The sequence below is a fragment of the Sphaerotilus natans genome, from assembly GCF_900156335.1.
Taxonomy (GTDB): domain Bacteria; phylum Pseudomonadota; class Gammaproteobacteria; order Burkholderiales; family Burkholderiaceae_C; genus Sphaerotilus; species Sphaerotilus natans.
In genome coordinates, this window is the sequence record NZ_FTMZ01000014.1 from 17741 (window position 1) to 43978 (window position 26238).

Annotated in this window: 25 protein-coding genes, 2 tRNA genes and 1 riboswitch; of the genes, 12 read left to right on the forward strand and 15 right to left on the reverse strand. The window is 69.7% G+C overall.

Annotated features, from left to right (window positions below; genetic code table 11):
* Positions 1–17: 17 nt before the first annotated feature.
* A complete protein-coding gene (locus BW996_RS12980; protein WP_081838203.1) occupies positions 18–1247 on the reverse strand; it encodes an efflux RND transporter periplasmic adaptor subunit in 1230 nt (409 codons plus the stop codon).
* Positions 1248–1382: 135 nt separating this feature from the next.
* Between BW996_RS12980 and BW996_RS22485 the strand changes: the two genes are divergently transcribed.
* Positions 1383–2021, forward strand: coding sequence for a TetR family transcriptional regulator (locus BW996_RS22485; RefSeq protein WP_051632083.1), 639 nt, complete (start codon positions 1383–1385; stop codon positions 2019–2021).
* Here the strand turns inward: BW996_RS22485 and BW996_RS12990 are convergent.
* The 7 genes from BW996_RS12990 to BW996_RS13020 form a co-directional block, all read right to left on the reverse strand.
* Positions 1978–3348: a sigma-54-dependent transcriptional regulator gene (locus BW996_RS12990; protein ID WP_037483547.1), complete on the reverse strand. Its 1371-nt coding sequence runs from the start codon at positions 3346–3348 to the stop codon at positions 1978–1980. The two genes, BW996_RS22485 and BW996_RS12990, sit on opposite strands and share 44 nt — an antisense overlap.
* A 4-nt stretch (positions 3349–3352) precedes the next feature.
* Positions 3353–5359, reverse strand: coding sequence for a sensor histidine kinase (locus BW996_RS12995; protein ID WP_241462014.1), 2007 nt, complete (start codon positions 5357–5359; stop codon positions 3353–3355).
* 26 nt (positions 5360–5385) lie between these two features.
* Complete coding sequence (locus BW996_RS13000; RefSeq protein WP_037483544.1) at positions 5386–6120, reverse strand: amino acid ABC transporter ATP-binding protein; 735 nt, start codon at positions 6118–6120, stop codon at positions 5386–5388.
* Positions 6121–6135: 15 nt separating this feature from the next.
* Positions 6136–6801, reverse strand: a complete 666-nt coding sequence (locus BW996_RS13005) for an amino acid ABC transporter permease (RefSeq protein ID WP_037483542.1) — start codon at positions 6799–6801, stop codon at positions 6136–6138.
* A 19-nt stretch (positions 6802–6820) separates the two neighbouring features.
* On the reverse strand, positions 6821–7564 hold the full coding sequence (locus BW996_RS13010; RefSeq protein ID WP_037483539.1) for an amino acid ABC transporter permease: 744 nt from the start codon (positions 7562–7564) through the stop codon (positions 6821–6823).
* A 90-nt stretch (positions 7565–7654) separates the two neighbouring features.
* Entirely contained in the window at positions 7655–8548 is an 894-nt protein-coding gene (locus BW996_RS13015) for an amino acid ABC transporter substrate-binding protein (protein WP_037483537.1), read from the reverse strand.
* Positions 8549–8613: 65 nt separating this feature from the next.
* Positions 8614–9507: a transporter substrate-binding domain-containing protein gene (locus BW996_RS13020; protein WP_375131845.1), complete on the reverse strand. Its 894-nt coding sequence runs from the start codon at positions 9505–9507 to the stop codon at positions 8614–8616.
* 298 nt (positions 9508–9805) lie between these two features.
* Between BW996_RS13020 and BW996_RS13025 the strand changes: the two genes are divergently transcribed.
* Both BW996_RS13025 and BW996_RS13030 read left to right on the forward strand, forming a co-directional pair.
* Positions 9806–11176: a cytochrome ubiquinol oxidase subunit I gene (locus tag BW996_RS13025; protein WP_037483534.1), complete on the forward strand. Its 1371-nt coding sequence runs from the start codon at positions 9806–9808 to the stop codon at positions 11174–11176.
* A 31-nt stretch (positions 11177–11207) separates the two neighbouring features.
* Positions 11208–12224, forward strand: coding sequence for a cytochrome d ubiquinol oxidase subunit II (locus tag BW996_RS13030; RefSeq protein WP_375131830.1), 1017 nt, complete (start codon positions 11208–11210; stop codon positions 12222–12224).
* A 19-nt stretch (positions 12225–12243) separates the two neighbouring features.
* Here BW996_RS13030 and BW996_RS13035 read toward each other — a convergent pair whose 3' ends face one another.
* The 3 genes from BW996_RS13035 to BW996_RS13045 form a co-directional block, all read right to left on the reverse strand.
* On the reverse strand, positions 12244–12825 hold the full coding sequence (locus BW996_RS13035) for a TMEM165/GDT1 family protein (protein ID WP_037483531.1): 582 nt from the start codon (positions 12823–12825) through the stop codon (positions 12244–12246).
* Between the two features lie 20 nt (positions 12826–12845).
* Positions 12846–13016, reverse strand: a riboswitch (yybP-ykoY riboswitch).
* A 45-nt stretch (positions 13017–13061) separates the two neighbouring features.
* Entirely contained in the window at positions 13062–13403 is a 342-nt protein-coding gene (locus BW996_RS13040) for a YegP family protein (protein WP_037483528.1), read from the reverse strand.
* Positions 13404–13554: 151 nt separating this feature from the next.
* Positions 13555–14580, reverse strand: a complete 1026-nt coding sequence (locus tag BW996_RS13045) for a MerR family transcriptional regulator (protein ID WP_162177992.1) — start codon at positions 14578–14580, stop codon at positions 13555–13557.
* A 251-nt stretch (positions 14581–14831) separates the two neighbouring features.
* On the opposite strand from BW996_RS13045, the gene BW996_RS13050 reads away from it, so the two are divergent.
* Genes BW996_RS13050 through BW996_RS13060 form a run of 3 tightly spaced genes read left to right on the forward strand, consistent with a single transcriptional unit; the run spans position 14832 to position 17927 of the window.
* Positions 14832–15938 carry an NAD(P)/FAD-dependent oxidoreductase gene (locus BW996_RS13050; RefSeq protein WP_076458941.1) on the forward strand — a complete coding sequence of 369 codons (1107 nt, stop codon included), beginning with the start codon at positions 14832–14834 and terminating at the stop codon, positions 15936–15938.
* Positions 15935–17239: an FAD-binding domain-containing protein gene (locus tag BW996_RS13055; RefSeq protein ID WP_076458942.1), complete on the forward strand. Its 1305-nt coding sequence runs from the start codon at positions 15935–15937 to the stop codon at positions 17237–17239. Before BW996_RS13050 ends, BW996_RS13055 begins: the two co-directional genes overlap by 4 nt.
* Positions 17160–17927, forward strand: coding sequence for an SDR family NAD(P)-dependent oxidoreductase (locus tag BW996_RS13060; protein ID WP_051632080.1), 768 nt, complete (start codon positions 17160–17162; stop codon positions 17925–17927). The genes BW996_RS13055 and BW996_RS13060 overlap by 80 nt, the downstream gene beginning before the upstream one ends.
* 109 nt (positions 17928–18036) lie before the next feature.
* Here the strand turns inward: BW996_RS13060 and BW996_RS13065 are convergent.
* Positions 18037–18113 (reverse strand) — tRNA-Arg (locus BW996_RS13065).
* A gap of 96 nt (positions 18114–18209) precedes the next feature.
* Here BW996_RS13065 and BW996_RS22490 point away from each other — a divergent pair.
* Positions 18210–19760 carry a methyl-accepting chemotaxis protein gene (locus tag BW996_RS22490; RefSeq protein ID WP_037483523.1) on the forward strand — a complete coding sequence of 517 codons (1551 nt, stop codon included), beginning with the start codon at positions 18210–18212 and terminating at the stop codon, positions 19758–19760.
* Between the two features lie 71 nt (positions 19761–19831).
* On the opposite strand, the gene BW996_RS13075 is transcribed toward BW996_RS22490, so the two are convergent.
* A tRNA-Pro gene (locus tag BW996_RS13075) sits at positions 19832–19908 on the reverse strand.
* 26 nt (positions 19909–19934) lie between these two features.
* Positions 19935–20885 carry a carbohydrate kinase family protein gene (locus tag BW996_RS13080; protein ID WP_037483519.1) on the reverse strand — a complete coding sequence of 317 codons (951 nt, stop codon included), beginning with the start codon at positions 20883–20885 and terminating at the stop codon, positions 19935–19937.
* Between the two features lie 220 nt (positions 20886–21105).
* Here BW996_RS13080 and BW996_RS13085 point away from each other — a divergent pair, with 220 nt between their 5' ends.
* The 5 genes from BW996_RS13085 (at position 21106) to BW996_RS13105 (ending at position 25912) form a co-directional block, all read left to right on the forward strand.
* On the forward strand, positions 21106–22104 hold the full coding sequence (locus tag BW996_RS13085) for a sugar ABC transporter substrate-binding protein (RefSeq protein ID WP_037483516.1): 999 nt from the start codon (positions 21106–21108) through the stop codon (positions 22102–22104).
* 206 nt (positions 22105–22310) lie between these two features.
* Entirely contained in the window at positions 22311–23270 is a 960-nt protein-coding gene (locus BW996_RS13090) for an ABC transporter permease (RefSeq protein WP_037483513.1), read from the forward strand.
* A gap of 1 nt (position 23271) precedes the next feature.
* Positions 23272–24096, forward strand: a complete 825-nt coding sequence (locus BW996_RS13095) for an ATP-binding cassette domain-containing protein (RefSeq protein ID WP_051632079.1) — start codon at positions 23272–23274, stop codon at positions 24094–24096.
* Positions 24097–24118: 22 nt separating this feature from the next.
* Positions 24119–24583, forward strand: a complete 465-nt coding sequence (locus tag BW996_RS13100) for an RbsD/FucU family protein (protein WP_037483511.1) — start codon at positions 24119–24121, stop codon at positions 24581–24583.
* 60 nt (positions 24584–24643) lie between these two features.
* Positions 24644–25912 (forward strand): ROK family transcriptional regulator, encoded by a 1269-nt coding sequence (locus BW996_RS13105; protein ID WP_037483509.1) that lies wholly within the window; start codon positions 24644–24646, stop codon positions 25910–25912.
* Positions 25913–25924: 12 nt separating this feature from the next.
* Here BW996_RS13105 and BW996_RS13110 read toward each other — a convergent pair whose 3' ends face one another.
* Positions 25925–26182, reverse strand: a complete 258-nt coding sequence (locus tag BW996_RS13110; protein ID WP_037483506.1) for a GlsB/YeaQ/YmgE family stress response membrane protein — start codon at positions 26180–26182, stop codon at positions 25925–25927.
* Between the last annotated feature and the right edge of the window lie 56 nt (positions 26183–26238).

Consider the following 26238-nt stretch of genomic DNA (forward strand, 5'->3'; position numbering starts at 1 on the left):
TCGTCTCTCCTGGGCGATCAGCGGCTGGCCGCCGAAGCGGGAGCTGCAGCCACGGCGGCTGCGCCGGCCACCGGCGTCCAGGGCACCGGCGTGACCGGCGACTTCGGACGCATCTTCTGGAAGCCGTCGACGATGACGCGCTCGCCCTCCTTCAGGCCGTCGAGCACCACCCAGCTGGCGCCCCGGCTGCCGCCGATCTTCACCGGGCGCGGTGCGGGCAGATTGCCCTCGCCGACCACCAGCACGGTGTCGCCGGCGCTGCCGCGCGTCACCGCCTGCTGCGGCAGCAGCATCGCGCGCGGTGCCTCGGCCTGCGCGGTGCGCACCCGCACGAACAGGCCAGGCAGCAGCGTGCCCTTCGGGTTGGGCACCTCGGCACGCAGCGTCACCTGGCCGGAGGTGGCATCGACCGACAGATCGGAGAACAGCAGCCGCCCGGGCTGCGGATGCTCGCTGCCGTCGTCGAGCACCAGGCGCACCTCGGCGCCACGCCCGCCACCCTGGCCGAGCTGGCCGGACTCGACCGCGCGGCGCAGCCGCAGCACCTCGGCGGCGGACTGGGTGAAGTTGACATACATCGGGTCGGTCTGCTGGATCAGCGCCAGCTGCGTGACCTCGCCCTGCCCGACCAGCGCGCCCTCGGTGACCAGCGCGCGGCCGATGGTGCCGGAGATCGGCGCCCGGACCTGGGCATAGTCGACATTGAGCCGTGCGGTGGTAACCGCCGCCTTGGCGGTGGCGACATCGGCCTGGGCCTGCTTCAGCGCGGTCTGGTAGCCGATCCATTCGGTCTGGCTGATCGCCTTGGCTGCAGCCAGCGACTCGTTGCGCGCCAGATTGGCCTGGGCCTGGGCCAGATTGGCCTCGGCCTTGGTCTGCGCGGCCAGCGCGCTGTCGAGCGCCGCGCGGTAGGGCGCGTCATCGAGCTGGAACAGCGCCTGGCCCGCCTTGACCTCGCTGCCCTCGGTGAACAGGCGCTTGCCGACCACGCCGGCCACCCGCGCGCGCACCTGCGCGGTGCGCCAGGCCTCCAGCCGGCCCGACAGCTCGGTGTCGATCGCCACCGGCTCGGCCTTGACCGTCAGCACGCCGACGGCCGGCGGCGGCGGGGCGGCACCGCCACCCGCGGCGGCCGGCTTGTCGCCGCTGCCACCGCCACAGGCCGTCAGCACGGCCGCCAGCACCGCCACGCTCAGCGTCGCGGCCATGCGCGCACCACCGACCGAGCGGCGCGGGCGGGAATTCATCTCGGGGAAAGCGTTCATCGCAGGCTGTCCAGGCAATTTGGGTCTTGAGAACGATCAGGATGGCGCCATCATACATACAATCATGAATGTATGTTCGCGGGACGTACCATCGCGCCCCTGCAAGGAGACTGGACCGTGGCAAGGAAGACAAAGGAAGAGGCCGCCGAGACCCGCGAGCGGCTGCTCGACACCGCCGAGGAGGTGTTCCTGCGCGAGGGCGTGACGCGCACCTCGCTGCAGCGCATCGCCGAGGCCGCCGGCGTGACCCGCGGCGCCATCTACTGGCACTTCCAGGACAAGGCCGACCTGTTCAACGCGATGATGGAGCGGGTCTGCCTGCCCTGCGAGGAGGCCTGCGCGCTCGACGCGCATGCGGACGCGGCGCAGGCGCTGCGCGAGTTCGCTCGCCAGCCGCTCGAGCGCATGCGGGAGGACGAGCGCACCCGGCGCGTGTTCACCATCGCGATCCACCGCACCGAGTACAGCGAGGAGATGCGCGCCGCCTTCGAGCGCCACCTGGAGGCGATGGAGGCGTTTCGCACTCAGGCCGAGGCGATCGTGCGTCGCGGCCAGGCCGAGGGCAGCTTCGAGAAACGGCTCGACAGCCGCGCCGCCTCGGTGGCGATGATCGCGCTGATCGACGGGCTGCTGTCGCGAGCGACCTCGGTGCCCACCGGCCCCGACGAGACGCGGGACGCCTTCGCGGCGATCGACCTGTTCGTGGAGGGGCTCACTCCCCGGCCTGGAGCCGATGCTTGCGGATCTTGTCGTTGAGCGTGGTCTTGGGCACGCGCAGCGCCTTGGCGGTGCGGGCGATGTTGCCCTGCTGGCGGCGCAGCTCGGCGGCGATCAGGCTGCGCTCGTAGCTGTCGACCGAATCCGCCAGGGACAGGCCCTCCTCGCCCGCACCCGTGCCCTCGCCCGCCTCGGACGCCTCGACCGGCGGCGGACCGAGCAGCTCGTCCTTGCGCACGCCCAGCACCAGGCAGTCGGCCGCATTGCGCAGCTCGCGCACATTGCCGGGCCAGTGGTGCGCCATCAGCCGGTGCATCTGCTCGGTGCTGACGTTCGGCGGCGGGCGGTTGAAGCGGCTGGCCGCCAGCACCATGAAATGGTCGAGCAGCACCGGGATGTCCTCGCGGCGCTCGCGCAGCGGCGGCAGCTCGATGGTGACGACGTTCAGGCGGTAGTACAGGTCGGAGCGGAAGCTGCCAGCTTGCGCGCGCGCGATCAGGTCGTCCTTGGTCGCCGCCACCACCCGCACGTCCACCCGCAGCGGCTGGTTGGAGCCCAGACGCTCGATCTCGCGCTCCTGCAGCACCCGCAGCAGCTTGATCTGCATCGGCAGCGGCATCGATTCGAGCTCGTCGAGAAAGAGCGTGCCGCGGTCGGCGTGCTCGATCTTGCCGATGCGGCGCTTCTGCGCGCCGGTGAAGGCGCCCTGCTCGTGGCCGAAGAGCTCGCTGTCGAGCAGGCTGTCGGGCACGCCGCCGCAGTTCAGCGCCACATAGGGCCCGGCACGGCGGCCGGAGAAGTCGTGCAGCGCGCGCGCCACCACCTCCTTGCCGGTGCCGGTCTCGCCGTGGATCAGGATGTCGACCGGCGAGCCGGCGACCTCCGAGATCAGCCGGCGCACCCGCTGGATCTGCGGAGAGCGCCCGACCAGCTTGCCCTCCAGCCCGTCGCGGCCGGCCAGCGCTGCGCGCAGCGTGGCCACCTCCAGCGTCAGGCTGCGCTTCTCGATGGCGCGACGCACCACCTCGACCAGCAGCTCCGGCGAGAAGGGCTTGGGGATGAAGTCGTAGGCGCCGCTGCGCATGGCCTCGACCGCCAGCGTCACGTCGCCGTGGCCGGTGATCATGATGACCGGCAGGTCCGCATCCAGCCCGTGGCAGTGGCGCACCAGCGACAGGCCGTCGGCGCCGGGCAGGCGCATGTCGGTGACGATCACGCCGGCAAAGCCCGGCGTGATCAGGCCCATCGCCTGCTCGGCCGAATCGACCGCCTCGACCGACAGGCCGGCGAGCTGCAGCGCCTGGACGCAGCCGAGCTGCATGTGGAAGTCGTCCTCGACGACAAGAACGGAGAGTTCGCGGGTCATGGGATCAGGAAATGGGAGGCGAGACCGTGTCGGGATCGGCCGTCGCCTCGCCCGGGGGCAGCGGCAGCCGCAGCGTGAAGCATGCACCACCTTCCGGGCAGTTGCTCGCCTCGAGCTCGCCGTGGAACTCGCGCACGATGTCGCGCGAGATCGCCAGGCCCAGCCCCAGGCCGACGCCCGCCTCCTTGGTCGTGAAGAAGGGCTCGAACAGCCGAGCGCGCACCGACTCCGGCACGCCGGGACCGCTGTCGACCACATCCAGGCGCAGCGGCGGCTCGCCGTCGCGGGCCGCGGCATCCGGTCCGGCCGAGATCAGCAGGCGGCGCACCGGGCTGTCCTTCATCGCGTCGGCGGCATTGCCGATCAGGTTGATCAGCACCTGCTCGAGCCGGTTCGGATCGCACCAGGCGACGACCTCGCCGGGCACGCACAGATTGCGCACCTCCACGCCCTCGCGGCGCAGGCGCTGGTCGTAGAGGAAAAGCGCATTGGCCACCGCATGGGCCACATCGGTGGCCGCCGGCACCGCCGCCGACTTGCGCGCGAAGCCCTTGAGTGGCTGGATGATCTGGCCCATCTGGTCGGCCAGCCGGGTGATGATGCCCAGGTTGCCCGACACCGCCTTCTGGTCGCCGCGGCGCTGGAACTCGACCGCATTGCCCGCCAGCGTGCGGATCGCCCCCAGCGGCTGCGCCAGCTCGTGCGTGATGCCGGTGGCGAGCTGGCCCAGTGCGGCCATCTTGCCGGCGTGAACCAGCTCGTCGTGGGCCTCGCGCAGCGTGCGCTCGGCCTGCTCGCGCTCGGCGATCTCGCGGCGCAGCCGGGCATTGGTGTCGGTCAGCGCCCGGGTGCGGCGGGCGACCTTGTGCTCGAGCTCGGCATTGGCGCGCTCGAGCAGCTGCTTGGCCTCGAGCTTCTCGCGCATGCTGCGCCGGCGCTGGTTCAGGAACAGCGTCAGCAGCAGCACGAAGCCGACCGCCACCGCCGACAGCATGCTGTGCAGCACCGCCTGGTTGCGCACCACCCGCAGGTCCGGGAAGATCATCAGCCGCCAGTCCATGCCGTCGAGCGCGCGCCCGAGCACCAGCGCGCTGGTGCGGGCCGGGCGCTGGCCGTCCTCGGCGGGCAGCAGGCCGGGCGGCAGCACGCCGTCGACCTCCTCGCTGTCCACATCGCCCTCGCCGCCCTCGACGCCTTCACCGCCCGCGCCATCGACCAGCCGCAGCGGCACCGGGAAGCGCGGCAGCGGCTGCTCGTCGTAGAGCCGGGTGATCTGCATCTCGACGCGCTGCTCCAGCGTCGGATCGCTCAGCGTGGTGTAGCGCCACTCCGGCCGCGACGACAGGATGACCACCCGGTTGGTGTCGGCCAGCAGCGCCGGTGCGCCGAGCATTTCCCACATCTGCTCGATCGGCTCGAGGCTGATCTTGATGGTGGCCACGCCCACCACCCGCGCGCCGTCGCGGATCGGATGCGAGACGAAATAGCCCGGCTGGTGGGTGCGCGCACCGATGGCGAAATGCCGCCCGACCTGGCCCGACAGCGCTTCCTGGAAATAGGGCCGGAAGGAGAGATCCTCGCCGAGCTGGCTGTCGTCGCCGGTCTGGTCGCTGCTGGTGGCCACGACGATGCCGCGCTCGTCGAGCACGAACACCGCCAGGCTGCCCAGGTGCGCGTTGAGCCGGCGCAGATAGCTGTTGGCCGCGCTGACCCGCAGCGCATGGTGCGGCTCGAGCAGCAGCGCCTGCACCTCGCGGTTGAGCTGGATGGTGGCCGGAATGTGCTCGAGCCGACGGATCGCGCCCTGCGCGGCCGAGGCGAACAGGTCGAGGCGGTGGTCGGCGTCGTCGCGCAGCAGCGCCAGGCCGTGGCGCTCGCTCAGCACGAAGCCGCTCCAGCCGGCCGCCAGCACCGTCAGCAGCGCCAGCAGCACGCCGGCGAGCTGGCGAACCGCCGGCCACAGCGGACGGCGCGGCCCGAACAGCCGGGATGGCGCGGAGCTCGTGATCAAGCCCGGATCGGGTCTCAGTGGCCGACTCAGTGGCCGAGAATCTTCGACAGGAATTCCTTGGCGCGCGGCGAGCGTGCGTCCGGATTGCCGAAGAACTCGTCCTTGCGGCAGTCCTCGATGATCTGGCCCTTGTCCATGAAGATCACCCGGTGGCTGACCTTGCGCGCGAAGCCCATCTCGTGGGTCACGCACATCATGGTCATGCCCTCGTTGGCCAGCTGCACCATCACGTCGAGGACCTCGCCGACCATCTCGGGGTCGAGCGCCGAGGTCGGTTCGTCGAACAGCATCACGATCGGGTCCATCGACAGCGCGCGCGCGATCGCCACGCGCTGCTGCTGGCCGCCCGAGAGCTGGCCCGGGAACTTGTCCTTGTGCGCCATCAGCCCGACGCGGTCGAGCATCTTCAGGCCGCGCTTGACCGCATCGTCCTTCGAGCGGCCCAGCACCTTGATCTGCGCCAGCGTCAGGTTCTCGGTCACCGACAGGTGCGGGAACAGCTCGAAGTGCTGGAACACCATGCCCACGCGCGAGCGCAGCTTGGGCAGGTCAGTCTTCGGGTCGGCGATCGAGATGCCATCGACGACGATGTCACCCTTCTGGAAGGGCTCGAGCGCATTGACCGTCTTGATCAGCGTCGACTTGCCCGAACCCGAAGGTCCGCAGACGACGACGACCTCGCCCTTCTGGATCGAGGTGGTGCAATCGGTCAGCACCTGGAAGCTGCCGTACCACTTGGAGACGTTCTTGATGTCGATCACGATGGAAATCCTCGCTCAGCGAATGATGGCGATCTTCTTCTGCAGGTGCTTGACCAGCATCGACAGCGAGAAGCAGATGACGAAATAGATCAGGGCCGCGACGATGTAGGTCTCGACCGGGCGGTTGAAGTTCTTGCCGGCGATCTCGAAGCCCTTGAGCATGTCATAGGCGCCGATGGCGTAGACCAGCGAGGTGTCCTGAAACAGGATGATGGTCTGGGTCAGCAGCACCGGAATCATGTTGCGGAAGGCCTGCGGCAGCACGACCAGCTGCATGGTCTGGCGGTAGCTCATGCCCATCGCATAGCCGGCAAAGACCTGGCCGCGCGGCACCGACTGGATGCCCGCGCGCATGATCTCCGAGTAGTAGGCCGCCTCGAACAGCGTGAAGGTGATCAGCGCCGAGACCTCCGCGCCCATCGGCCGGCCGATCATCAGCGGGATCAGCAGGAAGAACCACAGGATCACCATCACCAGCGGGATCGAGCGCATGGTGTTGACATAGGCCGCGGCCGGCCCGGCCAGCCAGGGCTTGCCGGACAGGCGCATCAGCGCCAGCAGCGTGCCCAGCACGATGCCGCCGACCATCGCCACCAGCGTGAGCTGCAGCGAGAACAGGAAGCCCTTGGTGACGTAGCTGGCGATGACCTCGCCGCTCAGGAAGGAAAAGTCGAGTTGCATGGAAAGCCTTTGCTGCCGCTCACTTGCCGGCGCCGATCGTGCCGGGAATGCGCAGGCGCTGCTCGATCAGCCGGGCCGCCTGGTAGACCAGGATCGAGGTGATGAAGTAGAGCGCCGTCACCGCCAGATAGATCTCGATGCCGCGCGAGGTCTCCTCCTGCGCCTGGCGGGCGAACATCGTCAGCTCCGCCACCGAGACCGAGAAGGCCACCGACGAGTTCTTGACGATGCCCATGCTCTCGCTGGTCAGCGGCGGGATGACGATGCGCAGCGCCGTCGGCAGCAGCACATGGCGATAGGTCTGCGGCAGCGTCAGGCCCAGCGCCTGGCCGGCCATGCGCTGGCCGCGCGGCAGGCTCTGGATGCCGGCCTTGACCTGCTCGGAGATGCGCGCCGAGGTGAAGAAGCCCAGGCCCAGCACCACCAGCAGGAAGCTCGGGATCTGCTTGAGCGCCGGCACCAGCTCAGGTGCGACGAAATACCAGAGAAAGACCTGCACCAGCACCGGGATGTTGCGGAACAGCTCCGTCCACGCGTCGCCCAGCAGCACCAGCCCGCGGTTGGGCGTGGTGCGCAGGATGCCCATCAGGCAGCCGAACAGCATCGCCACCGCCAGCGCCAGCAGCGAGACCGAGGCCGTCCAGCCCCAGGCCGAGAGCATCCAGTCGAGATAGGTGATGTCACCGCCCTCGCCGAAGCAGCTCGGGCGCGCCTCGCCATCGATCGTGTCCCTGCAGAAGACCTGCCAGTCCCAGTCAGCCAAGTTCTCTCTCCTCGTCGTTCAAGACAGACGGGCCGCATGTCGCGGCCCGTCCGCTGTGGATGACCCTGCGGGTCATCCGGCCCCTTCATCTCACTTCTTCGCGTACTCTTCGGCCGGCTTGTCGTTGGGGTTGGCCCAGGCCGCCTTGGTGGCCTCCGACAGCGGCAGGCCCACCGGCGCATTGGCCGGCGGGATCGGCTGCATGAACCACTTGTCATAGAGCTTGGCCAGGTCGCCGCTCTTGATCATGCCCTTGATGCTGTCGTCGACCGCGGTCTTGAAGGCGGGGTCGTCCTTGCGCAGCATGCAGGCGATCGGCTCGACGTTGAGCACCTCGCCGACGATGCGGAAGTCCTTCGGGTTCTTGGCCTTGGCGATGTTGCCCGCCAGGATCTGGCCGTCCATCACGAAGGCGTCGGCGCGGCCCGAGTCCAGCAGCAGGAAGCTGTCGGCGTGGTCCTTGCCGAAGACTTCCTCGAAATTCACGCCGTTGGCACGCTCGTGCTTGCGCAGCAGCTGCACCGAGGTCGTGCCGGTGGTGGTGGCGACCTTCTTGCCGTTGAGCTGCGAGATCGAGGTGATGCCCGAGCTGGCCTTCACGGCGATGCGCACTTCCTCGACATAGGTCGTCACCGCGAACGACACCTGCTTCTGGCGGGCGGCGTTGTTGGTGGTGGAGCCGCACTCGAGGTCGACCGTGCCGTTCTCCACCAGCGGGATGCGGTTCTGCGAGGTCACCGGCTGGAACTTGACCGTCAGCGACGACAGGCCCAGCTTCTTGCGCAGGTCGGCGGAGATGCGCTCGGCCATCTCGGTGTGGAAGCCGACGTACTTGCCATCACCCAGCGTGAAGCCGAGCGCACCGGAGGACTCGCGCACGCCCAGCGTGATCGTGCCGCTCGACTTGATCTTGTCGAGGGTGCCCGAGGCCTGCACGACACCGGCGGCCAGCAGCGCCGCGACGAGAACGAAGGATTTCTTCATGGCTCTTCCTTGTGGGAGGGGTGGAATGGGTGGATTGAACAAGGGCTACAAGGGCTGCAGGGGGCTCAGCCCAGAGGCTGGTCGTTCGGACGACGCTGCAGCTGCTGCATCGCCGGCGAAGGCGGCCAGTTCAGGTTGAGGCCCCACGGGGGTATCGGCTCCTGGAACCAGCGCTGGTAGATGCGCATCGCCTCGCCGGACTGCATCAGGCGCACCAGCGCGCGGTCGACCACCGCCTTGAACTGGGGGTCGCCCCGGCGCATCATGCAGGCGTAGGCCTCCTGGGACATCGGGGTTCCCACGACCTCCCAGTCGCTCGGGCGCACCGCGCGGGCCCGCGCGCCATACAGCAGCGCGTCATCCATCATGAAGGCCTCGGCACGGCCGGACTCCAGCGCCAGGAAGGCCTCCTCGTGGTCACGGACCGTCACGATGCGCACCTGCAGCCGCCGACGCTCGACATGCGTGCGCAGCAGGCGCTCGGACGTGGTGCCGGCCGTCACCACGGCGGAGCGTCCGGCCAGATCGGAAAAGTCGCGGATCGGCGAGCCGCGCCGCACCAGCAGCCGGGTGCCAGCGATGAAGAAGGTGGTCGAGAAGGCGACCTGACGGGCCCGGTCCGCGGTGTGGGTGGTGGAGGCGCACTCCAGGTCGACCGTGCCGTTGCGCACCAGCGGAATGCGGTTCTGGGTGGTCAGCGGCACCAGGCGCAGCGTCAGCGCCGGCAGCTTCAGCTCGGCCTTCAGGCTGTCGACCACCCGCAGCATCAGCTCGTGCGAGTAGCCGACCACCCGCTTGCGGCCGTCGTAGTACGAGAACGGCACCGAGGACTCGCGGTGCCCGAGGCTGATCGTGCCGGTCTCGACGATGCGGCGCAGGGTTTCCGACTCCGGCAGCGACTGCTCCGGCGCCGGACGCGGCTGGGCCAGCGCCAGCATCGGCGCCAGCGCCAGCAGCAAGGCCGCACCCACGCGCACCCGGGCCGTCAGGCGGCCGGAGCGGGAGAGGTCGGGAGTCGTCGCATCGTTCATTGCACCAGAACAGAGCATGACTCGTGCCAGCCCGTGACGTTGCGGCCATCGCCCCAGCCTGCCGACGAGAAGCGAGGCTGACCGACGCGTACCGGGTCCGGCAATCCGTCACGACCGCTTGCCAGGCAATCGGATTTCCGGACCCATGCCCCTCTTGCTTTCCGTGTTTTCAGTAATTACTGAAAATTCAGCATAGACTTGATTCACCACAAAGACAGACTGAGCCATGGACACCGTCGACACCCTGCTGCTGTCGCGCCTGCAGTTCGCGCTGAACATCACCTTCCACATTCTTTTCCCCACCCTCAGCATCGCGCTGGGCTGGGTGCTGCTGTTCATGCGCTGGCGCTGGCTGCGCACGGGCGACCGCGCCTGGCTGGGTGTGTGGCGCTGGTGGACCAAGGTCTTCGCGCTCACCTTCGCGCTCGGCGTGGTCAGCGGCGTGACCATGAGCTTCCAGTTCGGCACCAACTGGCCCGGCTTCATGGAGCGGGCGGGCAACATCGCCGGCCCGCTGCTGGGCTACGAGGTGCTGACCGCCTTCTTCCTGGAGGCCACCTTCCTGGGCGTGATGCTGTTCGGGCATGGCCGCGTGAGCGAACGCACCCACCTGGTGGCGAACTTCCTGGTGGCCTTCGGCACCACCATGAGCGCGTTCTGGATCCTGAGCCTGAACTCGTGGATGCAGACGCCGCAGGGCCATGTCGAGATCGACGGCGTGCTGCACGCCGCCGACTGGTGGGCCATCATCTTCAACCCGAGCTTTCCGTACCGCCTGGCCCACATGCTGCTGGCGTCGGGACTGACGGTGGCCTTCCTGATGGCCGGACTGGCCGCCTGGCAGCTGTGGCGCGGGCACGCCCATGCCGGCACGCCGAAGGTGCTGCGCCTGGGCGTGACCCTGGCCGCGGTGCTGATTCCGCTGCAGATCCTGGCCGGCGACCTGCACGGCCTCAACACCCTGAAGCACCAGCCGGCCAAGATCGCCGCGATGGAAGGCGTGTTCGAGACCGAGCGGGGCGCGCCCCTGCTGCTGCTGGCCTGGCCCAACGAGGCCGAAGGTCGCCACGACTGGGCCATCGGCATCCCGAAGCTGGCCAGCCTGATCCTGACCCATTCGCCCGATGGCGAGATCAAGGGGCTCGACGAGTTCAAGGGCGCCCACCCGCCGGTCAAGCCGGTGTTCTTCGGCTTTCGCGTCATGGTGGGCGTGGGCGTGCTGATGCTGCTGACCTCGTGGAGCGCCGCGTGGCTGCTGCGGCGCGCCGGCTGGCAGGCGGGCCAGATCCGCCAGCCCTGGCTGTGGCCCCTGCTGAGCACGATGACCTTTTCCGGCTGGGTGGCCACGGTGGCCGGCTGGTACGTGACGGAGATCGGCCGCCAGCCCTACGTGGTGCAGGGCCTGATTCGCACGGCCGACGTGGTCACCACCACGCCGGCCGCCCATGTGGGCTGGACGCTGCTGGGCTACGCGATCGTCTACGGCGGCCTGCTGGTGGCCTATGTGCGGGTGCTGCGCTACATGGCGACCAAGCCGCTCGACACCTCGGAGGCGCCCGCCGCCCTGCCCGGTCAGGCCGCCCTGCAAGGTCAATGACAACGAACCTGCCATGACACCGATGACGCCCATGACGCCCATGACAATCGACACCTTCCTTCCCCTGCTGTTCTGGCTGCTGATGGGCGTGGCCATGCTGGCCTATGTGGCCCTGGACGGCTATGACCTGGGCGTGGGCATGCTGCTGCCCCTGGCCGGCACCGACGCCCACAAGGACCACATGGTGGCCTCCATCGGCCCGTTCTGGGATGCCAACGAGACCTGGCTGGTGATGGGCGTGGGCCTGCTGCTGATCGCCTTCCCCAAGGCGCACGGCGTCATCCTCGGCGCCCTCTACCTGCCGGTGGCGGTCATGCTGATGGGCCTGATCCTGCGCGGCGTGGCCTTCGACTTCCGCGTGAAGGCCCAGGCCCAGCACAAGCCGCTGTGGAACTTCGCCTTCTTTGCCGGCTCGCTGATCACCTCGCTGGCCCAAGGCTGGATGCTGGGGCGCTTCGTGACCGGCCTGGCCGAGACGCCGCCGGCCTACGCCTTCTCGGCCTGGGTGATGCTCGCCCTGCCCGCGGCCTATGTGCTGCTGGGCGCCTGCTGGCTGATCCTGCGCACCGAGGGCGAGCTGCAGCAGCGCGCCGTGGTCTGGGCCAAGGCGGCCTGGCCAGGACTGGTGCTGGCCCTGGCGCTGGTGTCGGTGGCCACCCCGCTGGTGAGCGACACCGTGCGCGAGCGCTGGTTCAGCCTGCCCAACCTGCTGGCCCTGCTGCCGATCCCGCTGGCCACCGCCCTGGCGCTGGTGGCGCTGCGGGCCCTGCTGAACTCGCACCGCGTGGCCGGCCCGAAAGGCAAGCTGTGCTGGGCGCCGCTGCTGCTGGCGCTCAGCGTGCTGGTGCTGGGCGCCTTCGGGCTGGCCTTCAGCCTGTACCCGTATGTGGTGCTCGACCGCTACACGATGTGGGAGGTGGCCAGCGCCACCGAATCCCTGAAGTTCATCGCGGTGGGGGCGGTGCTGGTGCTGCCCACCATCGCCGGCTACACGGTGTTCGTGTACCGCGTGTTCGGTGGCAAGACCACCGCGCTGCGCTACGGCTGATCACGGCCCGGATGAGCCGTCAGAGCATCCGGCCGACATTGAACAGCGTCATCACGCCCAGCACCGCGAAGATGGCCGCGGAAATGCCGTGCACCAGCCGCATCGGCAGCCGGGTCGCGGCCTTCTCGCCGATCAGCACCGCCGGCACGTTGGCCAGCATCATGCCCAGCGTGGTGCCGCAGACCACCTGGACCAGCTCGGTGTAGCGCGCCGCCAGCGCGACCGTGGCGATCTGGGTCTTGTCGCCCATCTCGGCCAGGAAGAAGGCAATCACCGTGGTGCCGAAGACACCGAAGCGACCCGCCTCGGCCTCGGCCTCGTCGATCTCGTCGGGCACCAGCATCCAGCCGGCCATCGCCAGGAAGGACAGGCCGATGACCCAGCGCAGCACATCCGGCCCCAGCAGCCGCGCCACCGTGTCGCCGACCAGGCCGGCCAGCGCATGGTTGAGCAGGGTCGCGGCCAGGATGCCGAGAATGATCGGCACCGGGCGGCGGAAGCGCGCCGCCAGCAGCAGCGCCAGCAGCTGCGTCTTGTCGCCGATCTCGCCCAGGGCGACGATGCCGGTCGAGACGAGGAAGGGTTCGAGGGCGAGGGCCATGCGATTTTTCTCCGGGGCCGGTGGTGCAGGATCAGCGATGACCATGCAGCACCACCGGCCCGTCCGGAGGCTGCATGGTCATCGGTCTTGCCAGGCCCGGAGGGGCTGCCTGCGCCATGTCCGTGAGGGACAAGCATGTTGACGCCAGGCACCGGACAGGATCCGGTCAGCTACTCCCCGATGACGGGAAGGCCGCGATTGTGCCTGCGGATGCACGCTCGCGGCCAGCGCCGGGCTCAGCTCGCGCTCAGATCCTTCAGCTCGGCCTCGGGCGCGTTGCGCGCAACCGACAGGATGCCGTTCTCCATGCCGGCCGCCGACGAGTACATCTCGCTCTGGCCAATGATCTGGCCGTTGCCCGCCTTCAGCACGAAATACGGCTCGCCGGCCTTGGACTCGCGCCGGTCGAAGCGCTCGGGCACGGCCGCATTGGTGCGCACCGACTCGATGCCGCCAAGCGCCGCGGCGTGGCTGGCGTAGCTCTGGCTGGTCAGGATGACCTGGTGATTGCCGGCCTTCAGCACGAAGCGGAAGCTGCCGGTGCCGGACGGGTGAAGCTCGAAGCGACCTGCTGTCATTGCGATATCCATCACGGAAGTGGAAGGTATGCACAGCCTAACGGGTGACCACCGCACCGGTCCCCGGGCGAACCCGTGCCCGGACAGGGTCTTCATCCCGTCTTCATCAGGCGGTCATCGTCCGGCCGCCCTCGCGACTTCACTCGCGACTTCACTCCAGCACCAGATCGGCATCGAGCTGCCAGCCCTCCTCGGCGGCGATGCGGCGCAGCGCCTGCTCGAAGCGCTGACGTGCCAGCGCGGCGGTGCGGCCCAGCTCGTCATGCAGGCGCCGGTCGGCCGGGGTGTCGACCGCGCAGCGGGCGCTGTAGTCCTCGAAGTCGCCCAGCAGCTGGATCAGCTCGGCCAGATGGCGCGGGCATTCGCACAGCACCCGACTGGTCAGGCGGGCGGCACGCGCCAGCGCCTCGGGCGACAGCGCCGGCTGCTCGGCCGCCTGCGGGTCGGCAGGCGCCTGCGGCCAGCGGGTCTCGGCGCCGGCCAGATCGAGCAGCGTGGCGCGCAGCAGCCGCGCCATCTCGGCGCGCCCGAGCGGGCCGCGCCAGACCGACACGCCGGCCTCGCGCAGGCGCTGCACCAGCCGGTCCGAGCCGAAGCCGTAGACCACCACCACCTCGCGCGCGACCTGCTCGCGCTGCAGGGCCAGCAGGCGCTCGACCCCGTCCGGGTGCAGCGTGTCGATCTCCAGCGCCAGCAGGTCGTGATCGCCTCGGGACAGCGGCAGCGCCGACTGCGCCGCCCAGTCCAGCAGCCGGTGCTCGCCCGGCAAGGCGCCGAGCTGCGCCGCCAGCACCGCCGGCAGGGTGCGCCCGCCGCCGCACACCACCAGCGAGCGCGCACGCGGCGCCGGCTCGCCGCGCGGCCGGGCCGACAGGCGCGAGGCCGCCGGCTCGGCCGAGGCAGGCGCCGTCTGCCCGTTCACCAGCAGTTGCTGCAGCGCCGGCTCGGCCAGCGGCGCCAGCGTGCCGATCGCATGGCCCTGCTCGACCAGCGACCGGATCATGCCCAGCCGGCGCACATCGGCCGAGGAATACAGCCGGTGCCCCGACACCGACTGCGGCGGCGCGACGATGCGGTAGCGCCGCTCCCACACCCGCAGCGTCGCCACCGCGATGCCGGTCATGCGGGCCACGGCCGCGGTGCGGAAACGCGGCACCGCGTCATCGCTCCGGGACACGGGCTCGACAGGGGAAAGGAATGTCGTCATGAGCTCACCTCTTACCTCTTGAACAGTCGATGTCTCTGGTGCGTCTCTGATACGTCTCCGTTGCGTCCTCGCTTTGACGTGGATGACTTGGGCGCATGGATCCAGGAATTCATTTGAACTGATTTTGCATCGCTTCAAACTCGGTTCATGATACGCCCCATCGACGGATCATGCAGTGCAGATGCCACGCAGATCGGTCCAGAAACCTCCGGAGCCCTTCGATGCCCTCTTCTTGTCTCACCTCCATCGGGACGCCGCGGATTGCGGTCATCGGCGCGGGCGTGTCCGGCGCGCTGTGCGCGCAGGCCCTGGCGCAGGCCGGCGCGCAGGTCGAGCTGTTCGACAAGGCGCGCGGCCCCGGCGGACGCATGGCCACCCGGCGCCATGGCGAAGGCGCGCAGGCGCTGCATTTCGACCACGGCGCCACCGGCTTCGAGAGTCATTCGCTGGCCCTGCAGCCCTGGATCTGGCAGGGCGTGCAGGCGGGCTGGCTGGCGCCGTGGCGGGCGCAGCGCCCGGACGGCGCGGATCCGGTGCGCTGGGTGGCCGTGCCGGGCATGAACGAGATGGTGCGCCGGCTGGTCGGCACGCTGCCGCTGCAGCTCGGCCAGGCGGTGAGCGCGCTGCATGCGCAGCCGCAGCACACGATGGCACCGGAGAGCGCGCCGCGGCGCTGGCGCCTGCAGCTGGGCGATCAGCCGGTGCTGCCGCGCAGCCATGACGCGGTGGTGCTGGCGATGCCGCCGCAGCAGGCCGCGGTGCTGCTCGAAGCCCATCGACCCGACTGGGCCGAGGCGGCCCGACAGGTCGAGATGGAACCCTGCTGGACGCTGATGGCCGAGACGGACGAGCCGCCCGCCTGGCCGGCCTCGCTGCTGCGCCCGGCGCACGGCCCGATCGCGCTGCTGCTGCGCGATGACCACAAGCCGGGGCGCCAACTTCGCCCGGGGCGGGCCCGCTGGGTGGTGCAGGCCCGGCCGGAGTGGTCGCAGGCGCACCGGGACGACCGCCCGGAGCAGATCGTCACGCGGCTGCTCGATGCGCTGCGCGCCGAGGTCAATCCGGGTGGCGATCTGCCGGTGCAGGTCGCGATGGCGCATCGCTGGCTGTACAGCCGCCCATGCCCGCTGCTGCGTGCCGGCCCGAGCTGCTGGTGGGATGCCGAGCTGGGCCTGGGCGTCTGCGGCGACTTCCTGGGCGGCGGCACCGTCGAGCTGGCGGCGCTCTCCGGCCTGGATCTGGCCGAGCGCATCGGCAGCGAGCCGCCGCGCCCGGCGCGTGCGCAGCCCGCCCCGGCCGGCAGCCATCGCCAGGAGCAGCCGGCATGAGCCCCGACCCCAGCCGCGCCACCGCACTGCGCCGCATCGCCGCGATCGATGCCGAGGCCTATGCCCGCACCCGCAATGCGCTCGACGGCGCGGTGACCGGCCTGTCGCCGTGGATCACGCACGGCATCGTCTCGCCCGGCGAGGTGCTGGCCGGCGCGATCGCCGCGCACGCTGCGGCCGGGCGCCGCACGCCGATCGGCCTGCAGCACCGGCTGGTGATGGAGCTGGGCTGGCGCGAGTATTTCCGCCATGTCTGGCACCACCGCGGCGACGCCATCCTGCGCTCTCTGCACGAGGGCATGCTGCCGGGCGCGGCCTATGCCGATGCGGTGCCCGACGATGTGCGCCAGGCGCGCACCGGCGTGCCGGTGATCGACCAGGCGGTGCGCACGCTGCACGACAGCGGCCATCTGCACAACCATGCGCGGCTGTGGCTGGCCAGCTACCTGGTGCATCTGCGCAAGGTGCACTGGCGCGCCGGGGCCGACTGGCTCTGGCCGCGCCTGCTCGACGGCGATCTGGCCAGCAATCACCTGAGCTGGCAGTGGGTGGCGGCCACCGGCAGCCGCAAGCCCTATCTGTTCAACGCGGAGAACGTCGCCCGCCACGCGCCGCCCGAGTGGCACAGCCCAGGCAGCGTGCTCGACACCGACTACGGCCACCTGGAGCACATCGCCCGCAGCCCGACGCCGGTGCGCACCCGACCCTGGCCGGACGCCGACAGCTGCCCCGAGCCCGCACTGCACGCCGAGCCCCCCAAGGACGGCTTCCACGGCATTAGCGCCGAGCTGCACGAGCAGGTGCGCGGCCGCGAGGTCTGGCTGGCGCACCCGTGGGCGCTGGGCGATCCGCCAGCCGACCTGCCGACCGGCACGGTGGTGATCGGCCTGCTGGTGGCCGAGACGCACCGGGCGCGGCCGTGGAGCGCCGCGCGCTGGAACTTCGTGACGACCCGGCTGCGCCAGCTCACGCCGCACGCTGCGCTGGCACCGCTGGCGCCGTGGCGAGCGCTGCTGCGCGACGCGCGCCGGGTCCATGCCCAGGACGACCCGCATCTGCGCCCTGTGCTTGAGGCGCTGGCGACCGATCTGCGCCCGGCGCCCCGGCTGTTCCCGCGCATCGAGCGGCCCTGCGATTCCTTTTCCCAATGGTGGACCCGGGTCGGGCGTGAGCTCTCGCCGGCAGATCCTGTCTTTTCCCTTGTTGCTTCCGGAGACCCTGATGTCGACCTCGCTGCCTCCCCCGTCGTCCCTCCCTCCCGTCGTGCTGGTGACCGGCGCGCGCGGTGGCATCGGCCGTGAGCTGTGCCGCCGGCTGAAGGCCGACGGCCTGCGCGTGGCCGCGGTCGGGCGCGATGCCGGCGCGCTGCAGCCGGTCGAGGCCGATCTGCGCATCGCCGCCGACACCACCACGCCCGAGGGCGCGCAGCTCGCGGTGGCCGCCTGCCAGGAGGCCTTCGGCCAGGCGCCGCAGCGGCTGGCGCACTGCGTCGGCAGCACGCTGATCGCGCCGCTGCACCGCACCCGCGCCGAGCAGTGGGCAGAGCTGCGCCGGGTCAACCTCGACAGCGCGGTCTTCATGCTGGGGGCCTGGATCGAGGCGCTGCGTGCGGCCGGCCAGCCGGGCGCGGCGGTGCTGTGCAGCTCGGTGGTGGCGCGCATCGGCGTGGCCAACCATGAGGCGATCGCCGCGGCCAAGGGCGGCGTCGAGGCGCTGGCGCGCAGCGCGGCGGCCACCTACGCGCCGGCCGGCCTGCGCATCAACGTGGTCGCGCCCGGCATGACCGAGACGCCGATGACCGCGCCGATGCTCAAGGTCGAAGCGATGCGCGAGGCCGCCGCACGCCAGTACCCGCTCGGCGGCGTGCAGGGCGCCGACACGGTGGCCGCCACCGTCGCATGGCTGCTGAGCGACGAGGCCTCGCGGCTGACTGGCCAGGTGATCGCGGTCGATGGAGGCTTCAGCACGGTCAGACCGCTGGTGCGGTGAGGCTGGCGCCTCAGTCACTCCGACAACACCATCACCCCCAACGCAAAAGCCCCCAGGACGTTGATTTCCTGAGGGGCTTGGCGTCGTGAGGGGTCCTGATCGGCCGGTGTGGCCTGCCCGGAGGGACTCGAACCCCCGACCTGCTGCTTAGAAGGCAGCTGCTCTATCCAGTTGAGCTACAGGCAGAGCCCTGCATGATACCACCGGGGTTCAGATCAGCATGAATCTGCCGATACCGGAAGCCATGTCCAACCAGTGTCGATCCCGGCAGGAACACAAGACATGGCTCTCTGGCCCGCACCCGGCGTGACACGCCGCCAATACATCTCCTCCGCGCTGATGCTGGCGCTGATGGCAGGTACTGCAGGCTTCTCGTACTGGAAACTCGGCGAGGCCAACGACACTGCCCGGCGGACCGAATCGGTGCGTACCGCCCAGCTGCGCGAGATTGCACAGATCGAGCTCTATGTCACCCAGTCGTCGCTGCAATTGCGCCACGGCATGCTGGCGCGCAATGCCGATGAGCGTCAGGCGGCGATCGACGACATCCTGAAGCGACGCCAGCTGATCGAGCAGTCAGCGGCCAGCTACGAGAGCAAGCTCTTCAGCGAGCAGGGACGCCAGCGCTTCTCGGTCATTCCGGATCTGATGAAGACATTCTGGGTTCATGGCGAAAGCAATCTGGAGCTGGTGCGGCAAGGGCGCAGGGACGAGGCGTTCGCCTATCTGGTCGACCGCACGATTCCCGCGCGCAATGCGCTGCTGGCCGCCCTGCGGGACAACGTCGGCTACCAGGATGCGGCGCTGAAGAAGGAGATCGATCAGATCAACCAGGCGGTCAACCAGACTCTGAGCGTGCTGCTGGGTGTCCTGACGCTGCTGGCATTGGGCATGATCTGGAACACGGTGCAGCTCGGCCGAACGATGGGCCGACGCATCGAGGAAAGCACGCAGATCGCCGTGCGCGTGCGCGACGGCGATCTGGCCACCGCGGTGACCGACCGCGAGCATGACGAGTTCTCGCCGCTGCTGCGTGCGCTGCAGGAAATGCAGTCCTCGCTGACGCAGATCGTGAGCGGCGTGCGCGGCAGCGCCGAGACGGTGGCCCAGGCCAGCAACCAGATCGCCGAGGGCAACAACGACCTGAGCCGGCGCACTGAGGATCAGGCCAGCGCGCTGCAGCAGACCGCCGCGACGATGGACGAGCTGAGCAACACCGTGCGAGCCAACACAGGCCATGCCCAGGAAGCCACCCGGCTGGCCCAGGATGCGGTGCAGATCGCCACAGGCGGCGGCACGCTGATGCGCGACGTGGTGCAGACGATGGACGGCATCAGCGAGTCCTCGCGCAAGATCGGCGACATCATCGGCGTGATCGACTCGATCGCCTTCCAGACCAACATCCTGGCGCTGAACGCCGCCGTGGAGGCCGCGCGCGCCGGCGAGCAGGGCCGCGGCTTTGCGGTGGTGGCCAGCGAGGTGCGCAACCTCGCGCAGCGCTCGGCCGAGGCCGCACGCGAGATCAAGAACCTGATCTCGACCAGCGTCGGCCGGGTCGAGCAGGGCTCGGCGCTGGTGGGCCGCGCCGGCGCGACGATGGAGGACATCGTGCGCTCGATCGAGCGGGTCAGCAGCATCGTCGCCGACATCAGCGATGCCAGCCAGGACCAGAACGCCGCCATCGAGCAGGTCGGTCAGGCGATCACCCAGATGGACCGCAGCACCCAGCAGAATGCAGCGCTGGTCGAGGAAAGCGCCGCGGCCGCGCAGGACATGCGCGAGCAGGCCGGCGGCCTGCTGCAGGCGGTGGCCTCGTTCCGCACGCCGGCCTGAACCCGGTCAAAATCAAGAACCAAGGCCGCAAACGACAACGCCCCGCAGTGCGGGGCGTTGTTCATGAACCGTGGTCGGGGTGGTGGGATTCGAACTCACGACCCTCTGCTCCCAAAGCAGATGCGCTACCAGACTGCGCTACACCCCGACGAAGACCGCGACTATAGCAAATTCTCAGACCTGGTCACGCAGCTCGGCGCGGCGCGGCAGATCGGGGCCGCGCCGGGTGCAGGTGATCGCCGCCGCCCGGGCCGCAAAATCGGCCACCCGGCTCATCTCGTCGAGCGAGATGTCGGCCAGCGCCTCGGGCGACAGTCGCCCGATCTCGGCCAGCGCGATCAGCGTCGCGGCCTGGAAGGTGTCGCCGGCGCCGACGGTGTCCTGCACCGTGACCTTCGGTGCGGCGACCTGCACGCGGCCGGCCTTCGTCCAGGCGAAGGCACCCTCGCCGCCGCGCGTCATCATCACCAGCGCCACGCCGGCGCCCAGCCAGCGCGCGGCCAGCACCTCGATGTCCTCGCCCGGATAGAGCCGCTCGAAATCCTCGTCGCTGAGCTTGAGCAGATGGGTGCGCGAGGCCATCCACTCGATGTGATCGCGCCAGACCGCCAGCGCGGGCTCGACGTTCAGGCGCACATTCGGATCGAAGGAGATCACCGTGTCGCGGTGGCGCGCCTCGACCAGCGTGCGCAGCGTCGAGCCGATCGGCTCGACCACGCAGCCGTAGGAGCCGAAGTGGATCGCCGCGACCTGGGCCGGCAGCGCCGCCAGGTGCTCGGGCAGCAGCTGGCGGTCGGCGCCGCCGTGGCCGTAGAAGCGGTAGCTCGGTACGCCGGCAGCGTCCACGCCGACCAGGCTCAGCGTCGTCGGCGCGTCGCAGCGCACCAGCGCCTCGGTCGAGAGGCCTTCCTGCTCGATGCTGGCGAGGATGCGGTCGCCCAGGAAATCGCGCGAGACTGCGCCGAAAAAGACCGCACGGCCGCCCATGCGCTGCACGCCAGCGGCGACGTTCAGCGGCGAGCCGCCCACGACCGCATCCAGGTGCAGGCCGTTGGGGGTCGCGCCGTTCTGGAACACATCCAGCAGGGATTCGCCACAGATGACGATGGGCAGGCTCGGGCTCATGGGATCGGATCCGGTTTGTTGTCCTGTTTCGGGATGGGCACGACCAGCGTCGCCCGTCAAGGGAGCCGATCGTCTCACTTCGCATGACCCGCAACACTAGGGAAACCACTAAATCAAGCTGGTTGATTTAATTAGTCCCAAGGACAAGAATTCATCCCACACCTCACCTCACCACCGGGCCTGCACCGCGGGCCGTTCCTAGCGCAACGGAGACAACACCATGAAGCGTCTTTCCACCCTGGGCATCGCCGCCGCTCTGGCCTGCATGGCCTCGTCGTCGATGGCGGCCGAGCCGGTCATCGGCCTGATCACCAAGACCGAGACCACCCCCTTCTTCGTCAAGATGAAGGAAGGCGCCCAGGCCGAGGCGAAGAAGCTCGGCGCCAAGCTGCTGAGCGGCGCGGGCAAGGCCGACGGCGACAACGCCGGCCAGGTCACCGCGATGGAGAACATGATCGCCGCCGGTGCCAAGACCATCCTGATCACCCCGAGCGACTCGAAGGCCATCATTCCGGCCATCAAGAAGGCCCGCGACAAGGGCGTGATGGTCATCGCGCTGGACAGCCCGACCGATCCGGTCGACGCCACCGATGCGCTGTTCGCCACCGACAACTACAAGGCCGGCGTGCTGATCGGCCAGTACGCCAAGGCCGCGCTGGGTGGCAAGGCCCCGGTGATCGCGACGCTGGACCTGTTCCCCGGCCACCCGGTGGGTGCGCAGCGCCACAACGGCTTCCTGCAGGGCTATGGCCTGCAGTCGCTGGACGCGAAGAACAACGAGCTGGCCAAGCCGGCTGAAGTGGTCTGCATGGCCGACTCCTTCGGCGACCGCGCCAAGGGCCAGACCGGCATGGAGAACTGCCTCCAGAAGAATCCGAACATCAACCTGGTCTACACGATCAACGAGCCGGCCGCCGCGGGTGCGTACAACGCGCTGAAGGCCGCCGGCAAGGAAAAGGATGTGGTGATCGTGTCGGTCGACGGTGGCTGCGACGGCGTCAAGGACGTGGCTGGCGGCAAGATCGCCGCGACCTCGCAGCAGTACCCGCTGAAAATGGCCGCCATGGGCGTGGCCGCCGGCGTCGAATACGCCAAGACCGGCAAGAAGGTCAGCGGCTATGTCGACACCGGCGTGACCCTGATCGCCGCCAAGCCGGTGGCCGGCGTCGACAGCAAGGACACCAAGGTCGGCATCGACCTGTGCTGGGGCAAGAAGTGAGCTGATGGCCGCCGGCGCTGATCCGCGCCGGCACCCAGGCCTCGCGCGGTGCCCGGCGCGGCACCGCGGCGCCCCTTCCGGTTCTCCTCCATGGCCCTCGCAAGAGGGCCTTTCGGCTCCTGCCGTCCGCGGCCGGCGCTCGGCCCCGTGCCGCCCGTCGCCCGGCTTTTTTGCCCTCTCCCCTCCTCTTGCGCAAGGATTCCCGCGTGACTACCTTGAAAGACAAGCTGCCGCCGGTCAGCCAGCTCGGGCCCTTCATCGCCCTGGCGATCGCCTGCACCATCTTCGGGCTCACCACCGACAACTTCTTCAGCGGCGCCAACTTCGCGCTGATCCTGCAGCAGGTCATGGTCGTGGGCGTGATCGCCATCGGCCAGACGCTGATCATCCTGACCGCCGGCATCGACCTGTCGTGCGGCATGGTCATGGCGCTGGGCTCGATCGTCATGACCAAGGTCGCCGAGGACTTCGGCATTCCCGCGCCGCTGGCCATCCTGCTGGGCATCGCCGTCACCGCCGGCTTCGGTCTGGTCAACGGCCTGCTGGTGACCCGCATCAAGCTGCCGCCCTTCATCGTGACGCTGGGCACCTTCAACATCGCCTTCGCGATCACCCAGCTCTACTCGGGCGCTCAGACCGTCACCAGCGTGCCTGACGCCATGCTGTGGCTGGGCAACACCTTCCGCATCGGCGACACGCCGATCGCCTATGGCACCGTGCTGATGGTGCTGCTCTACCTGGGCGTCTGGTTCTGGCTGCGCGACACGCCCTCGGGCCGCCATGTCTACGCCGTGGGCAACAACCCCGAAGCCACCCGCCTGGTGGGCATTCCGACCGACCGCGTGCTGCTGGGCGTGTATGTGCTGGCCGGCGCCTTCTACGGCGTGGCCTCGCTGCTGGCGGTGGCCCGCACCGGCGTGGGCGATCCCAACGCCGGCCAGACCGAGAACCTGGACGCGATCACCGCGGTCGTGCTGGGCGGCACCAGCCTGTTCGGCGGCCGGGGCGTGATCCTGGGCACGCTGGCCGGCGCCATCGTCGTCGGCGTGCTGCGCAACGGCCTGACGCTGATGGGCGTGTCCTCCGTCTACCAGGTGCTGATCACCGGCATCCTCGTCATCATCGCCGTCACCGTCGACCAACTGTCTCGCAAGGGAGCCCGCTGACATGAGCGCCACCCCGAATCAACACAAGGCCCCGGCGGCCCAGCCCAAGATCGTCATGCAGGCCCGCGGCCTGGTGAAGCGCTACGGCCAGGTCACCGCGCTCGACGGCGCCGACTTCGAGCTGCGCGCCGGCGAGATCCTGGCGGTCATCGGCGACAACGGCGCCGGCAAGTCCAGCCTGATCAAGGCGCTGTCGGGCGCCACCATCCCGGATGAGGGCGAGATCCTGCTCGACGGCCGCCCGGTGCGCTTCCGCACCCCGATCGAGGCCCGCCAGGCCGGCATCGAGTGCTGCTACCAGGATCTGGCGGTGGCCCCGGCGATGACCATCGCCGAGAACCTCTTCCTGGGCCGCGAGCTGCGCCGCGAAGGCTTTGCCGGCAACGTGCTGCGCATGCTCGACAAGAAGAAGATGCTCGAACAGAGCATCGCCCGGATGAACGACCTGAAGGTGGGCATCCGCTCGATGACGCAGGCGGTGGAGACGCTCTCGGGCGGCCAGCGCCAGTGCGTGGCGGTGGCACGCGCCGCCGCCTTCGCCAAGCAGGTGGTCATCCTCGACGAGCCGACCGCCGCGCTCGGCGTCAAGGAAGGCAACATGGTGCTGGAGCTGATCCGCCGGGTGCGCGACAAGGGCCTGCCGGTGATCCTGATCTCGCACAACATGCCGCATGTCTTCGAGATCGCCGACCGCATCCATGTCGCCCGCCTGGGCCGGCGCGCCGCGGTGCTCGATCCGAAGAAGATCAGCATGAGCGACACGGTCGCGGTGATGACCGGCGCGATGCCGCCGGAGCAGATCCCGGCCGAGTGCCTGGCGCACTGAAGAACCCCGGAGATCCTTCGCCATGCTCAAGGGAATCGATCCGCTGCTGACGCCGGACCTGCTGAAGGTGCTGGCCGAGATGGGGCACGGCGACGCGATCGTCATCGCCGACGCCAACTTCACCGCCGCCCGGCTGGCCACCGAGGGCCGCAGCAAGCCGGTCATCCATCTGCCCGGCGCCGACGTGCTGCGCGCCTCGCGCGCGGTGCTGTCGCTGATGAACCTGGATGCGGCGGTCGAGCAGCCGGTGGCCTACATGCAGGTCTGCGCGATGCCCGACGGCTACCGCAGCCGGCTGCAGCGCGACGTGGTGGCGATGCTCGAGCAGGACGGCCATGCCCGCTCCGAGCAATGCGAGGCGGTGGAGCGCTTCGCGTTCTATGATCGCGTCCGCGAGGCCTTCGCGATCGTGCTGACCTCCGACCTGCAGCCCTACGGCAACTTCCTGTTCAAGAAGGGCGTGATCGGAGAAGCGCTCGACGTCTGAGGCCCGACCGCACCCGCCTCATTCCTCGAGACCGGCCCGCCTTCGTGCGGGCCTTCCGCCATGGTGAACCCGGATCAGCCCTCCTCCGACCCGTCATCTTCCCACCGCCGTCCGCCGCGCGGCTCGAACCAGAACGGCATGCGCCAGTTCAACGAGCGGGTGGTGCTGCAGGCCATCCGGCTGCACGGCGAGCTGCCCAAGGCCGAGCTGGCGCGGGTGACCGGCCTGAGCACGCAGACGATCTCGATGATCGTCAACGCGCTGCTCGACGAGGGCCTGCTGCTCAAGCGCGAGCCGCTGCGCGGGCGCATCGGCCAGCCCTCGGTGCCGATCGCGCTCGATCCGGAGGGCGCCTGGGCGATCGGCGTCAAGGTCGGCCGCCAGCATGCGGACGTGCTGCTGGTCGACTTTCTCGGCCGGGTCCATCACCGCGAGGGCCTGCCCTATGCCTGGCCCGATCCCGATCATCTGCCCGCGGCGCTGCTGGCGATGATCCGGCGCTGCCGCGAGGCGCTGAGCGCACGCATGCTGCCGCTGGGCCGGCCGGAGCGGCTGTGCGGCGTCGGCGTGGCCGCACCGCTGTCGATCGGCGGCTGGACCGGGCTGTTCGGCATGCCCGAGGCCCAGGCGCGGGCCTGGGAGACGCTGGATCTGGCCGGTCATCTGGCCACGGCGACCGGCCTGCCGGTGCATGCCGCCAAGGACACGGTGGCCGCCAGCCTGGCCGAGCTGGTCGGCGGCGAGGGCCGTCGCCTGCGCAGCTTTCTCTACATCTTCGTCGACACCTTCAGCGGCGGCGGCCTGGTGCTCGACAGCCGGCTGCATCCCGGCGCCCATGGCAATGCCGGCGCGATCGGCTCGATGCCGCTGGCGGTGCCCGGCAGCGGCGCGCCCAGCACGCAGCTGCTGGGCGCGGCCTCGCTGCTGAACCTGCAGCGCCTGTACGAGACAGCCCGGATCGATCCCTCAGCCGCGCTGGACGAGCGCGCGCTCGAGCCACCCTGGCATCCGCACACCCAGGCCTGGCTGGGCAATGCCTCGCGAGCGCTGGCGATGACCATCGTCGGCGCCAGCTGCGTGCTCGACGTCGACGACATCGTCATCGACGGCGTGATCGACCGCCGCCTGCTGGCCCGGTTGATCGCCCAGAGCGGCGACGCCCTCGATGCGCACTGCTGGGAGGGCGTGCGCCGCCCTCGCCTGCATGCCGGCAGCATCGGCTCGGACGCGCGGGCGCTGGGCGGCGCGCTGCTGCCGCTGCACGCCGACTTCGCGCCGCACCCCGAGGTCTTCCTGAAGGCCGACCCCCGCCGCCAGGACAGCGATTGAGCGGCCGGAGTCTCAGGCCGAGGCCGAGCCGCCGCGCAGCTTGCCGACCACGAACAGCAGCACCACCGCACCGACCACCGAGGCGATGAAGCCGGCCGGCTGGCCGACGCTGTACCAGTTCAGCGCCTGGCCGACATAGCCGGCCGCCAGCGAGCCGCCGATGCCCAGCAGCGTGGTCAGGATGAAGCCCAGCGCCTGCGTGCCGGGCAGGATGGCGCGGGCCAGCCAGCCCACCAGAAAACCGATCACGATCGTGCCGATGAGACCCATGGTCCATGTCCTTCCAGAAGGGATGACGCCACCGGTTCGGTGGCGTTCCGATTCTG